This is a genomic window from Psychromicrobium ferritrahens (assembly GCF_043789415.1).
GTDB lineage: Bacteria > Actinomycetota > Actinomycetes > Actinomycetales > Micrococcaceae > Renibacterium.
On sequence record NZ_JBDLLW010000001.1, the window covers coordinates 958,122 to 971,598 of the forward strand.

At 60.5% G+C, this 13,477-nt stretch carries 11 protein-coding genes and 1 tRNA gene; 6 read left to right on the plus strand and 6 right to left on the minus strand.

Going from position 1 to position 13,477, the window contains the following annotated elements; genetic code table 11:
• Positions 1-74: 74 nt before the first annotated feature.
• A complete protein-coding gene (locus ABDK06_RS04425; protein ID WP_394939314.1) occupies positions 75-725 on the plus strand; it encodes a DUF1796 family putative cysteine peptidase in 651 nt (216 codons plus the stop codon).
• 79 nt (positions 726-804) lie between these two features.
• Positions 805-2,232 carry a glycosyltransferase family 2 protein gene (locus ABDK06_RS04430; protein WP_394939316.1) on the plus strand — a complete coding sequence of 476 codons (1,428 nt, stop codon included), beginning with the start codon at positions 805-807 and terminating at the stop codon, positions 2,230-2,232.
• 1,282 nt (positions 2,233-3,514) lie between these two features.
• Here ABDK06_RS04430 and ABDK06_RS04435 read toward each other — a convergent pair.
• Positions 3,515-3,587 (minus strand) — tRNA-Ala (locus tag ABDK06_RS04435).
• Positions 3,588-3,677: 90 nt separating this feature from the next.
• Between ABDK06_RS04435 and ABDK06_RS04440 the strand changes: the two genes are divergently transcribed.
• Positions 3,678-4,109 carry a VOC family protein gene (locus tag ABDK06_RS04440; RefSeq protein ID WP_394939318.1) on the plus strand — a complete coding sequence of 144 codons (432 nt, stop codon included), beginning with the start codon at positions 3,678-3,680 and terminating at the stop codon, positions 4,107-4,109.
• A gap of 19 nt (positions 4,110-4,128) precedes the next feature.
• On the opposite strand, the gene ABDK06_RS04445 is transcribed toward ABDK06_RS04440, so the two are convergent.
• The 4 genes from ABDK06_RS04445 to galU all read right to left on the minus strand — a co-directional run bounded on the left by ABDK06_RS04445 (position 4,129) and on the right by galU (position 7,386).
• Complete coding sequence (locus tag ABDK06_RS04445; protein WP_394939320.1) at positions 4,129-4,890, minus strand: SDR family oxidoreductase; 762 nt, start codon at positions 4,888-4,890, stop codon at positions 4,129-4,131.
• Positions 4,890-5,783 carry a hypothetical protein gene (locus ABDK06_RS04450; protein ID WP_394939322.1) on the minus strand — a complete coding sequence of 298 codons (894 nt, stop codon included), beginning with the start codon at positions 5,781-5,783 and terminating at the stop codon, positions 4,890-4,892. Before ABDK06_RS04450 ends, ABDK06_RS04445 begins: the two co-directional genes overlap by 1 nt.
• Before the next feature lie 91 nt (positions 5,784-5,874).
• On the minus strand, positions 5,875-6,480 hold the full coding sequence (locus ABDK06_RS04455) for a GNAT family N-acetyltransferase (protein WP_394939324.1): 606 nt from the start codon (positions 6,478-6,480) through the stop codon (positions 5,875-5,877).
• Positions 6,481-6,483: 3 nt separating this feature from the next.
• The gene (gene galU, locus ABDK06_RS04460) at positions 6,484-7,386 is read right to left on the minus strand and encodes a UTP--glucose-1-phosphate uridylyltransferase GalU (RefSeq protein ID WP_394939326.1); all 903 of its coding nucleotides are present in this window, start codon (positions 7,384-7,386) and stop codon (positions 6,484-6,486) included.
• Positions 7,387-7,430: 44 nt separating this feature from the next.
• Between galU and ABDK06_RS04465 the strand changes: the two genes are divergently transcribed.
• The 3 genes from ABDK06_RS04465 (at position 7,431) to ABDK06_RS04475 (ending at position 9,208) form a co-directional block, all read left to right on the plus strand.
• Positions 7,431-8,066, plus strand: coding sequence for a 5-formyltetrahydrofolate cyclo-ligase (locus tag ABDK06_RS04465; RefSeq protein WP_394939328.1), 636 nt, complete (start codon positions 7,431-7,433; stop codon positions 8,064-8,066).
• Positions 8,067-8,120: 54 nt separating this feature from the next.
• Entirely contained in the window at positions 8,121-8,387 is a 267-nt protein-coding gene (locus ABDK06_RS04470) for an FmdB family zinc ribbon protein (protein WP_394939330.1), read from the plus strand.
• Between the two features lie 146 nt (positions 8,388-8,533).
• Entirely contained in the window at positions 8,534-9,208 is a 675-nt protein-coding gene (locus ABDK06_RS04475; protein ID WP_394939332.1) for an RcpC/CpaB family pilus assembly protein, read from the plus strand.
• Between the two features lie 25 nt (positions 9,209-9,233).
• Here ABDK06_RS04475 and ABDK06_RS04480 read toward each other — a convergent pair whose 3' ends face one another.
• Positions 9,234-13,424, minus strand: a complete 4,191-nt coding sequence (locus ABDK06_RS04480) for a DUF4011 domain-containing protein (RefSeq protein ID WP_394939334.1) — start codon at positions 13,422-13,424, stop codon at positions 9,234-9,236.
• Positions 13,425-13,477 lie beyond the last annotated feature (53 nt).

The window sequence follows — 13,477 nt, forward strand, 5'->3', positions numbered from 1 at the left end:
AGCTTGTCACCGGAGCGGGCGGCGCAGATAGCTCGCAAACCTAACGAACACCTCTACACATACCAAGGACTGTCATGGCACTCCACGACCTCTGCGTCGGCCTGGGTCAGCACTGCGAGTCAAGCTACCAGATCCGCCGTATCACCGGGCAGCAGCAGGCCCACTTCTTCGACTGGACCGGCGTCACCCTCGACAATGTAATACGCATCATCGACGCGGACTTCCCCGTCTTACTGCGCTCGGGTCGGGTGGTCCCGAAACCCGATGGGCGCGGCGCCCGTGACCTCGACACCTGGCTCAGCTACATCCACGACTTCATTCCTCAGCCGGGCGCCACACTCACCCTCGACGATGTGGAGGAGCAGCTTCCGAAAGTCCGGGAGAAGTTCATCTTCCTGGCCGAGCGGTGGCGCGCTATGGCCGCCTCCGATGCGCGCGTTCTTTACATTCGTCAGGATCCCGAAGGAATCGAGAACGTCACCGATCTGCGGCGGCTCCAGGAGACCATTGCGCGCCGCTTCCCCGGCCACCGGTTCGCGATCCTCTGGCTGCGGCGCGAAGCGCCCGAGCACGTCGAGGAGTTGCCGCCGGGTATTGCCTACCGCGAGGTGCCGCTGCTGCCGGGTCGGTGGGAGGGCGACGATGCGGCATGGGATGAGCTGTTCGCTTCCCTCCCGGAACGCACCCTCTGGTCACTCCCCCGGGTACAGGTGCCCAGCCAGTGACAGGCTTGGCTGCGACGAGCTCGGCGGCGATTGGCGCAGTGCGCACCGCGGTGCACCGGTTCACGAAAGACCTCGAGACGTGACGAGCATCTCGGTCCTCATTCCGCTGCACCCCGACGACTCGGTGGAAGGCAGCTCGCGGGCGGGAGTCTGGGAATGGTGCCGGAGACAATGGCAGAGAGCACTAGAGCGGGGCATAGTGGACGAGGTGGTGATCGGTCACGATCCACTCAGCTCAGCGGCCTTCTCTCGAGCACGCGCTCTGAACGACGCCGCCGCGCGCGCCCAGGGCCAGCTGTTCTTCCTGGCCGACGCGGATCAGGTACCCGATCCCGAGGCGATCTCCTTCGGCGTCGCCCGTACCGTGCACTACCCATTCGTCAGGCTACATGACCAGGTCACCCGGGCTAGCAGAGCGAGCACCGAGCAGATTCTCCAGGACAGCGGGGCCGCACTGCGATCAGCTATCTGGCACGACGTCGATGACTCTCCGCACAGTGCGCTGGCGGTAACGCGCGCGGCGTTTATCCGTACCGGCGGCTTGGACGAGGAGCACCCTGACGGCGAGTTCCTCGATCAGCTGCTGGCTGCTCATCGAGGCTCGCACACCGATCGCGTGATTTACTGCGGCAACGCTCTCCGCAAGCTCTGGACAACTGACGAGCAGCTGCGCTCCGCGACTCCGAATCGAGTTCCGGGCCGGGTTTCAGATCAGGTTCAGGGCTGGGTCCGGCAACCCGGATCTGATGCGCTGGCCCGACGTCGGGCAGCCGGCGAAGTGATCATCACGTCACTGCTGACCGGCACACCTGATCCGCAGCGCACCGTGGCCTGGGAACCCGATGTCACGGTGCTCGACGAGCTGCGCGGCTCTCTGTCCAATCTCGGTCACGGACTCACCGTGTTGGCCGACGAACTAGCACCGACCAGCGAGCCAGACCTGACCATCGCCGAGGTCACCCCGCCCACCTGCAATCCGTACTTCCAGCGGCATCTGTCGGCCTACCGCTACCTGGCGGAGAATCCCTGGATCAGTTTTGCCTGGTGCGTCGACGGCAGCGATGTCGAGATGTTTCGCGACCCGTTCCCTGAGATGGAACCCGGCAGGCTCTACCTCGGCTACGAGCCGGAAATCCTCGATACCCCGTGGATGCGGCAGAACCATCCGGCTCCGTTCATTCAGAAGATCTTGGACGATCACGGCCAGCAGCGACTGCTCAACGCGGGTCTGATCGGCGGCGACCGGACCACCATGCTGCGCTTCCTCGGGGCGATGGCCGAGGAGATAACCCCTCGACTGCCCACGGCAACGGACGGTGTGAGAGGTCGTGGCGGCGGGGGTCGCTCCGTTGGAAATCTGGGCGTCGGGGACATGGGGCTGCTCAACGCCGTGGCCCGGCGACCGGAGTTCAACGAGATCCTGGTGACCGGACCACGGGTCTGCACCCTTTTCAAGTCCTACCAGACGCCGGAACAGGCTCCCGCGGCGTGGTGGGCACATAAATAAGGGCGGGCCCACGCCAGCGGCTATTCGGCAGATGATGCGGTGCTCTCACACCATTGGTGGCTGTCTACAGCATCCAGCAAGATAGCAGAATGACCGTCTCCCAATGGCACAAGCTCTACACAGCTGAGGTCGCAGCTCCGCCTCAAGTGTTATTCGAGTTGCTTGCGGACTTACCCAATTATGTCCGTTGGCTGCCCCGCGGTCTACGGTGTGATCGCGGAGCCAGAGCCAGCGCAGAAATCCGCTAGCTCGGTGGCCCCCATGCTCCGATGAACCGCCGACAAGCCCAACTTCAATATCGCCCACCTCGACAACCTAACTTACGAATCTGCCCCGCGCTTTCTGAAAATTTGGAGATAGACCACTGTGATCGAAATGAAGAAGGGCTTGTCGGTGGTAATTAAAACAACCGATTAGTAGGTCTCAGAGACCACTACACATAGCGTGCACATCAATTGCATTGGTGAACTTCTCAGTGGTAGTAACACCGCTCTTGACATTAGAGAAATCAGGACCTGCCGCCTGAGCGGTAGGAGCAAGAAACAGTGATGCGGCGAAAGCTCCACCTACGAGAACAGACACAGTTGAGATGCGAGCAAACTTGCGCTTTACGGAGATCATATAAGAACCCACCTTCTTATTTTTATCGGATAAATATTACCTAAAGTGAGTATGCCTCCACTCTTTAAAAGAGTCCGGCTACAGGCATCCAGACCATGAGAGCTATATCTCATGACTCACTCGATACAATTTTTACTTTTGTAAAGTCACTTGTCAATCATCTATGGGCCTATCAAATACAAATCTGCCTAAGCGGTTCTTATCGCGTAGCCGACAGGATCTATGACTTGCCATCACGACCTGGATCGAAACAACCTACCATCACCGACGACGGCAAGGGCGGCCGAGGAAACTCATACCCACCGAGTATGAAACAAACAACCAGACCGAGTCTATAGCGGCCTAAACCCCGCACCAACAGAAACCGGAGCAATCTCGCACCGAGCGAGGATGCGAATAGACAGTAGGAAAACAGTAGGAAAGTAGACCATCGACTCACCAGGCTCGATCACTACCAAGCCTGCATCAGAGCAATTCTGATCGATATCGACCGCCAAAGGCTCTACCGGAGAACCAACACCACAGGAAACACCTGGCAAACCAGACTCTATAAGATAGGGCACCTAGACCAACGAGGAAGCGATCCTCTGCTCAACAGAACCATTCGCCATCGCGAAAATCAAGAAACACCCACACCAGGGGTTCGACTACGTCAAAACGGTGGAGCATAGGAGATTCGAACTCCTGACCTCTTCGATGCGAACGAAGCGCGCTACCAACTGCGCCAATGCCCCGGATAAATTCATTCCAAGCTGCTAGCCTACGCCACCCTGGGAGACAGTTCAAAACAGCGATTCGCCCTCGGCTCACGCTAATCTGAGCGAATGGATCAGCGAATCACTTTCGTCACCCTGGCGGTGGCAGATCTGACAGCCACCAAAGAGTTCTACCTCGCCGCGCTCGGCTGGGAAGCCAGCTATCAGGACGAAACGGTTCTGATGCTCCAGGTGGCTCCCGGCGTCATGCTCTCCTTCTGGGACGTCACCGAGTTCGAGGCAGAGGTGGGTCCGGTGAAGCTGGGCCAGGCTCCGCTGACTCTGGCGCACAATTGCCGCAGCGCACAGGCTGTGGATTCCGTGCTGAGAACCGCAGTGAATGCTGGCGGGACGTTACTCGTTCCGGGCACCGCTCGAGCCTGGGGCGGCTACTCCGGGTATTTCAGCGACCCCACTGGTTACCGCTGGGAAATCGCCTGGAACCCGAGCCCGCTCGGTGAGCGCTTACTCGACGAGGCAGATGCGGCGGCCCAGCTCTGAGCGCGTCGATCTCAGAGGATTAGTGCCCTGCTCCAGAGCGCGCGGCCCATTCGGCAAAGCGCTCCCCCGGCACCGTTGAGCCCAACTCCAGGTTCTTCCCAGCTCTGAGGAATTCGCCAAAAGCGCCCGGTAAAGGCATCTTCAGCCGCGCTCCGCGATGCCCCGCTGCTTTCCACTGCTCGGAGAGCTCTGCCATGCTGAGCACCTCTGGCCCGGCGACCCTGGTTTCAGCCGCTCCCGATTCAGCAGCATCCACGAGCGCTCGCGCCACGGATTCTACCGAGATCGGCTGAAAGGAAACCCCTGAGAACACCGGTATGACGCCGGGAAGCGCACCCAGGATGGACCCGATCAGGTTGTGGAACTGGGTGGCGTAAACCACGGAGCCTGGCTGCCGCGGATCAGAGTAGAGCGCAGCTCTGGCAGCTTGCGCCCGATAATAACCGTAGTCGGACTGCTCGCAGTTCAGGATCGAAAGCAATACGGTTCTGCTCATCCCCGCCTGAACAGCCGCTTCCCTCAATCGCCCCGAAGCCGCTGGCAGCGCTCTGAGAGCCTTACCGAACTTGGCATCCAGAGTATCGATCAGGGCATCAGTACCCGCAACCGCATCAACTAAACCGCCGCCGTCATTGGCGTCGGCGATCGCATGGCTCACCCCGGGGAGCAAGGCTTCCGGTCGATGGCGGGAGATCACTCTCACCTGATGCCCACGGCTCAGCGCCTCGGCAACTACAGCCCGGCCAGCGGTTCCGGTACCCCCAGCGATGGCGATCAGCATTAGGCGCGACGGCGCTGCAAGACACCATCGAGGTTGCTGAGCCCAGCGGCCTGTTCGGGCTTCGCGGCAGCTCCGGCAATCCCTGCCTCGCTTTGCTTGATAGAGGTCTTAGCGCTGGCCTTCGGAGCTTCTGGCAGATCCAAGGGTGCAGGAGCCGGACGTTCAGCCTTGGCCGCTTCAACATAGACCGGCTTAGGCACCGCTACCGGCTCCCAGCTGCCATCGTCTTTGACATCCGCGCCCTGGGAAACAGCGATCGCGGCCTGCCGCAATTGGGCGGCACTCAGCTTCTTGGGTTCGACGTTCTGCTGCGCATCGGCTGCGGGCTGCGCATCGAAAAGCTTGGTCTCCTTGGCGGGAGCTTCGGGCTCACTGGCTTCCGGCAAAGGCTTAGACGCCACGATCGGCTGATTGCCCATGGCCTGCTGGAACACCCGCTCCAGCCGCTTCTTGCGGTCCTGCAAAGCCAGGAAGCGAAGCGCCACGACACTCAGCAGGAAAACCACTGCCGAGATCACGGGAACCCACAGCGAGACCAAGCCAAAGGCGCGCAGCACCATGGTGACGACGGCCGCCACAACAGCCAGCACACCAAGCAGGGCAATAGCCAGCCGCTCGTAACGGATCTTGAAACGATCAGGCCGCTGTGCCGCCTGCTCCGAAGAACCCGACGTAGCTTGAACCGTTGCAGTCATAGCAGCCTCCCGAGGCTGGGCAATATTGGATTCCATCAGCACTGTCGATGAGCCGGCGTCTTTCAAACGCTGGACGACGCTCTCGCTCGCCACCGCGACTCGTGCTTTTCGCAGCCGTAAAACATAAGGTCCCACCCAGATCAGCCACAGAGCGACCAGGATCGCTAAGAAAACTGATGTATTGAGTGGGATGTTCACATCTCAACTTTAAAATCCAGGTTCGCCCCGGCCCCGCATTAGCGGCGGTGTGTCGGCTTGAATCTACCTCACACCGGCACCTTGAGGGCCCTCAGTACCCCAGACGCGATAATAAACCGCCGGGCACTTCCTCTGCGGTCAGCGCGAAAGAACGATGATCGGCCCAGTCGCCGTTGATGTGCAGATACCTCTTCCTGATTCCTTCATCGCGGAAGCCGAGCTTCTCAGCCACCCGCAGACTCGGACCGTTCTCCGGGCGGATATTGATTTCCATCCGATGCAGGCCCAGGCTCTGGAAGCAGTGATCCGTAGCCATCGCCAAGGCCGCCGGCACGATGCCCTGCCCGGCTCTGGCCCGGTCCACCCAGTATCCAGCGGTGGCCATCATGGCGGAGCCCCAGATGATATTGCTCACCGTGAGCTGACCGGCAAAGCGGGCGACGCCGTCGTCGTCCCTGACGGTGATCGCGAAAGGCAGCGCACTGCCGGCTCTGGCCTGTTCGTTGAGCGAACGCACCATCTCTCTGAAGCTGGGAAGGCCAAGACTCGGCTGCGGATTCGTGGCATCCCAGGGCTGCAACCAATCCCTGTTGCGGGCCCGGACTTCCTGCCAGCTCTGCTTGTCTCGGTTTTTAAGGGGTCGCAGGATGACAGGGCCATATTCCAACGTCACCGGCCAGCTAGCGACCCCCCACACGACCTACTTGCCCTGTCCTACGACAAACTCCTTGAGCCAGCCACGCAGATCGGCACCGAGTTCGTCATTTTCGCAGCCCAGAGTGACAACTGCTTTGAGGTAGCTCAATTTGTCTCCGGTGTCGTAGCGACGTCCGGTGAAGACCACGCCGTACACCCCGGAGCCTTCGCCGTCGGCCGTCGCCAGGGTCTGAAGCGCATCGGTGAGCTGGATTTCGTTGCCCCGGCCGGGCGCGGTGCTCTCCAGCACTTCAAAGACCCGCGGGTGCAAAACATAGCGGCCGATCACCGCAAGATTTGAAGGAGCATCTTCCACAGCCGGCTTTTCCACCAGTTCGCGGACCCGGACGAAATCCTCGCCGTCGATGGCTTCCATATCGACGCAGCCGTAAGCACTGATCTTGGAAGGCTCTACTTCAATCAAAGCGACCACTGAGCCGCCAGTCTTTTCCTGCACTTCCAGCATGGTGCTGAGCAGTTCGTCACGCTCGTCAATCAGGTCATCACCGAGCAGCACCGCGAAGGGCTCATTGCCGACGTGGGTTTTGGCGCGCAGCACCGCGTGCCCCAGGCCTTTGGGATCGCCCTGACGGACGTAATGAATTTCACCGAGGTCGGTGGCGTGCTGCACAGCCTCCAGGCGCTCTTCGTCGCCTTTCTCTTCCAGGAGACGTTCGATATTGGGCACCCGGTCGAAGTGGTCTTCCAGGGCACGCTTATTGCGGCCGGTAATCATCAGCACGTCTTCAAGGCCGGCGTCCACCGCTTCTTGAACCACGTACTGAATTGCTGGTTTATCGACCACGGGGAGCATTTCCTTCGGCATGGCCTTAGTTGCGGGCAAAAATCTGGTCCCCAAACCTGCGGCCGGAATAACGGCCTTGCGGATTCTTTGCGCATTTGTCATTGTCTTAGATTACTGGAGAACTCTGTTTTAAAGGAGTTGGGAAATTGGCGAAGGAAAAAACGTCACAACGAAGGCTTTTACGAGCCGCCCGCTCCTCATCTGCAGCTATTTCTAGTCAGGTTTCGGCTGAAGGATTGCGCACCACAGGCCTGGAGCTCTTCAATTCCCTAGAGCTCCCCGGTGCGCGTCAAGCGATTGCAGGGTATCTGCCGCTCGGTGACGAACCAGATGTCATCCCGCTGCTCACCGCCCTCGAACTCTCGAGCCGCACTATTTATCTGCCGGTGTGCGAACCGGATTTCCAGCTGAGCTGGGTTTCCTGGCAGCCAGGCGTTCCGCTCCGGCGCAGCAGCTTCGCTCCCGTCTGGGAGCCGGTCGGCGAACCCCGGGGAATCGAGGTGATGAACTCGGTGGGCTTGATCCTGCTGCCCGCCTTGGCCGTGGACAGCGGCGGAACCCGGATGGGACAAGGCGGGGGTTATTACGACAGGTTCCTCGGCTCGCTGCAAAACCTGGATTCTTCGACTGAGCGAAGGACGCCGGGCCTTGACCGGCCAGTCACAGCCGCGGTGGTTTATCCTCAGGAATTCATCTCGGAAGCTTCTCTGCCGAAAGAAGAGCACGATCAGGCGGTGGATTACGTCCTCACTCCGGAATTCTTCAGTCGTCTTGAGTGTTAGAATCATCAGTCGAGACGTGAGCTAGTCTCGTTTAGCTGTCCGGAGGATCCAACGTTGCCAACCTATGCGTATGCCTGCAAAGACTGTGGGCACAATTTCGATATCCAGCAGTCGTTCAGCGATAGCTCCCTGACGGTCTGCCCTGAGTGTGGTGGGCAGCTTCGCAAGAAGTTCAACTCAGTGGGTATCTCTTTCAAGGGTTCGGGCTTCTACAGCACCGATTCCCGTTCCGGCAGTTCGGCCAGCACTCCTGCGGCACCCGCCACAAGCCCCAGCGCGCCCGCTTCAGAAACCAAGACTTCCACTCCAGCGTCCAAGTAGTTCCCGCGGCACCATTCCCCATGGCGGAATGAATCGTCCTGCACCGCGGAGTGAAACTCAATATCTCTGTGCATGATTTCTGCACATCCAGGTTCGAATTGCCTTTTTAGCTGATTCGGCGCTAGCTCTCGATCTAATCTCAGCAGATGAAATTCAGTCGCCCTGCTGCACTGCCTTTGCTGATCAAAACACTTCGTCTACTCCGCAGACGACGCCGACTCATCTCGGCATTGCTTTTCTGCACGGCCGCGGCGATCGCGGTGAGCGAACTCACCCCGGTCAGTCCGCTCACCGAACTGGTTCTGACGGTGAACCAGGATCTGCCCAGCGGAACAGTACTGAAATCGGAGCAACTCACAGAAGTCAGGCTACCTCCTGAGGCGGTGCCGGATTCGGCGTTCAACCGGGTGGAACAAGCTAGTGGTGGTCAGCTGACTGCCCCGGTCAGACGGGGTCAGGTTCTCACCGATGCCTCACTAGTGGGGGAAAAGCTCTTAGTCGGCGCCCCACCGGGTAATGTGGCCGTTCCACTGCGCGTCTCGGATCCTTCGACGACCCGCTGGTTGGCACCGGGCCAACTCGTCAATGTGCTGCTGAGCCCTCAAGACGCGAGCGGCGGCTACCAGCGCGGCCAGTTGCTGGCCCAAGCGATTCCAGTGCTCTGGATTCCAGCCAAGGCTGATGCCCCGTCGACTCTTTTAACGAATAAGGACGATTCCACCGACGGCCTGGTACTAGTCAGCGCGACAGCCCAGCAAAGCACAGCCCTTGCCACTGCCGCCAGCCGCGGCAAGGTCTCCCTGGTTCTGGTCACCGGCTAGAGTGCTCCGCTGAGCTCCGCACAGCCTAGCCCCAGTGGGGAGGTTTCTGTTCGCGAAGCCAAGCGTCATGATCAGAGTTTTCTCGGTCTCCCCAGCTCTGCGGCTCGTCCTCTGCCGCTCGCAGCGGAATCACCGGAGTACTCGGGGTGACCACTGCTTTGGCTGCGGTCTTGGCGCCTTTTCCGGCGTCCGCAGAACTGAGCGGCTGTTCCGGGCCCGCGGTGACTGAGATCTCCGGTGCGAAGGGATCCGAGGACGAGGGTCCGAGGGTCTCTCCGGTTTTACCGTGCAGGGAAGGAAAGTCTCCGGTGCTCAACGAGGGCTCCAAACCGAGATAACCGCCGATTCGATCAGCGCAACTGGAAGGGTCAGTAAATACCTCAATGGTCCACAACGGCATATACCGCCAGCCACGTCGTTCCAAGAGTTGCGGGCGCAGCCTGCTGCGCTCCCGAACGCTCATCCGCCGGTAGCTGGCAGAGCCGTCTGATTCCACCGCCACCGGAGTCGGAATCTCCTCATCGGGCAAGCCGAGATAACGCAAGGGGTCAGCAGCCGCGACGATATCTATCACGCCGTCATAGTTGTACCAGACCCGGGCATCCCGGGCCCGCAGGCGATCCGCCAGATCCGCTACCAAGGGATCCTCTTCGAGGGTCCGTTCGGCGGCTGCACCACGAGAGACCGGGTTGTGCAGGGACGCCTTGCCCCCGAGCTCTCGCTCCAGCAGCTGATAAAAGTCTTGAGCACCATGATTGAGCTTGCCGGTGTCCAGGTCTTCGGGCCTGAAGCAACTCAGAACGATCAACTGCTCCCTGGCCCGAGTCATTGCGAGCGCAAACTTGCCCCGCCCACCGCTTGCCGAAAGCGAGCCGAAATGATGCAAAGCCCGCCCGTGTGGCGTTCTGCCGAAGCCCAGGGAGAAAATAATCCGATCTCGGCTCAGTCCAGCGGCGCGGTCAAGGTGCGCCACCCTGAAAGGCTCGGTACCAGCACTGAAGAAGTCTTGAAGTTCGGGATGATTGGCCACATTGATCCGGATCGCCTCAGCCACTCGTGCAGCGTGACGCGCGCTCGCAGTGATCACCGCGAGCGAGGACCTCGGGTGCGTCCGAGCGCTCTCGAACACCAGATCGACCACGCGATTCACCTCGGCCGCCACGGACTCGACTCCAGATCCATCGCTGCCCGGCAGCCCAGTGCCGTCGGCGAGATACTCCACCTGAACCGCCCGATCCAGGCCGGTAACCGCCTTGCCATCGGGCAGGAACTGCAGCGCCCCTTCGTAGAAGTCCTGGCTCAGCTGACGGCTCAACTCTTCATCGATGCTGCGGTAATTACGTTTCAGGTGCAGCGTCGGCCTGATCTTACGCAAGGCGGCAAAGGCACTCAGTTCTGGAGAATCCGCTTTCCCCTCCCCCTCGGCGACTTCGCTCACGGCAACCGTGAACGGCACCGGAGCTGGCAGATTATCGTCGCCGAAGGCCACCACCTGCTTAGCCCGGGCGATCGCGGGCAGCGCAGCCTGCAAGGAAATCGACTCAGCGTCCAGCAGCACCACGGTGTCGAAACGCATCTGCTCAGGCAGTGCCGTGGGTGCGATATGCGGGCTGGCCGTCCAGACCGGCACCAGCAGATCCAGTAGGTCAATGGCGTGGGTGCTCAACAGATCGAGGCTGATCCGACCGTCCTTGAGCATATTCTTCAAGAATTCGCTGGAGCGATTGGGCGAGGAAACCGCTTCACGCCACTTCGAAGCGAGTTTCCAACGCAACCGCGACGCCCCGGAGACGATATGCGCTTGATCTGCCAGCCGATATTCAGCTTCGAGTTTTCGCAGGCTCTCGCCGTCGGACATCGCCAGGTAATCATCGCCGCTGATCATCGCTTCAAGCGCGGATTGCCACCAGGCGAGTTCCAGTTCCGCCCGAGTCTGTGCAGGGGCTACTTCACGGGCCGCCAGATCGTCCAGCAAATCACCCAGCCCGTGTTCCCGCATGTTCTCTTCCAGCAGGGTTCGCTCAGGTAAATTCTCCAGAGTCTGCCGATCATCGGCCAGAGCGGCCAATCGTGCCACCAGTTCACGGTGATCAGTGGTTTCCAATGCCCCGCCCTGCGCGGTACGTTCTAGAACCGCATCCAGCTTGAGCAATTCAGCCATCAGTTCCTGGTAGCGGTTCCGCAGCTCAGCGAGCCCCGAGGGAACCGCTGGGTGCCGCTGACTCGTGGTGACCTCCGCCCACTTTTCTCGTTGTTCCTGCACCAACAACAAGGAAGTATGCAGATCATCGATATGCACCCCTGGTCGAACATACTCTTTGGCCACTCTGCGCAACCGAGAACGCTGCATCGAAGGCATCTCGAGATCACGATCCCGCCGCCAGGTCGCGGTGGCAGTGGCCGAAATCAGATCCGTCACCGGGCGATCGAAGATGTCGGGCATGAATTTGTCCAGGCTTTCCCGGACGGCGACCAGCAGATTCAGCTGCTCGCCCCACTGCGCGAAGCTGCTGCCGTGGGTGATCTGGGCGTATTCGGCGACTTCATCCATCTTCTGCGCGAAAGCGGGTACATCTTTGAGCAATGAGACCGCGAGCGCATGGGCTTCTTCGGTTTCTTTGCGGGTCACCAGCCGCGCTCCGTACCAGGCGCTGTCCGTTGAGGATTTGCTGAAACTGCCCAGTTCAGCAGCCCGGCGTAGGCGACCGCCTAGTTCTGCGCGATCCTTGATGGCATCCAGCACACTGCGTTTGAGCCGCACTGTGGTGGCCGGAGCCGGATGAATAGAGGTCAGCTCGGCGAGTGATTGCATGGCTTGATACGGCGAGCATCCCCAGCGCTGACGCACATTATGCAAGGAAGCCACATGGTCGAGCAGCTGATGACGGTGTGTGGTCAACGTGGAGTGCAGGTTCTCCAGTCGCGGCTCAGCCGACTTCTCATTACGCACAATGGCGCGCACCAATTGAGCTTTCAGTTGATGTGCCCCGGTCTGGGCGCTCAACTGCAGCAACATGCTATCCAGCGACAGGCCCGCGAAGCGCTGCGCCAATTCGTTGAGCGCGGCACGGCGTTCGCTCACCACCAGCACGTTCTTTCCGTCATAGACCAGGGTGGCAATGGCGTTCATGGCGGTCTGCGTCTGGCCGGTTCCGGGCGGCGCAGCGACCACAAGGGATTCCCCGGCCCGAATGGCGTCAAGAACCAACTGCTGCTCGGCGTCGGCGTCGAGCACCAGGAATTCCTGGCGCGGATCTCGTTCATCCAAGGGCTCGAAGCGCTGCGGGTCCACCGGCTCCGGAGCCTCCACTGGAAGATCGCTCTCCACGGCTTTCCAGAGCTCAGCGACCAGGCCCTCGGCAGCCCGGAGCGCAGGATCGGCCAGGTTCTCTGCTAAATCGGCGAAACTGCCAACCAATAGCTGATGATCCACTGTCACCCCGGGGATGGTGGTGGTGAGCACGCGGAGATGTTCCAGCACCGGCGCGGGTTCAAAGCGCGCCGTGTTGTAAGCCAGCCTGGCGACGGCCTGCGGGTCAAAGGAAATTCCGTACTGACTTTGCAGCACCCTGACCAGGGCGGGGTTGAGCTTGGCTTGGCCGGTGAGCTGCAGCTCGTAGTCGTCCTGCCCGGGACGAGCGCTGAGCGCGATTGAACTGAGCATCACCGGAGCGCTGAGCTGCCGGTGGGTTCCCGCAGCGGAGGTCCCCCAGCTGACGGTACCCGCTGCCAGATAGCCGACGTCGAGACCACGATCCGAGTTGAGTTCCTGAATCTTGGCCCGCAACAACCTGGTGGATTGCATCGCGCGGTTGAGCTGGACGGTTTCTCGGATCAGGGTGGAGAGCCTGGTCTTGCGGCCAGCCAGCAACTGAGCCAGGCCTGAGGGATGCGCATGGGTCAAATCGACGGCGCCGATTCCGGCGGGGTTGAAGGCGAGCAGGGTATTGCTCTCCGCAGAAGGCTGCAGTCCGTCGAGCCAGGCATTCAATTGCTCTGAGCTCTCGGGCTGACTCGCTTTCTCGGACACTTTGGCCTTCTTTTCTGCCTTGTTTTTCGCGCTCTCTGATTTGCCCGGCTTTCGGGCAGCCTTGCTCTCGCTCACGGTGGGTTCTTGCTGTGCATCCCTCGTCGTCTCAGGCACCTCGGCGCGCACGGCATCGTTCGTTGAAGGGCTCTGCCGCGTGGAACGCTGCAATCTCGACCATACCGCCATGTTTTCGAGGCTATCTCGCTTAGTTCACGATACCCGGTGCGGCACACTGAAGG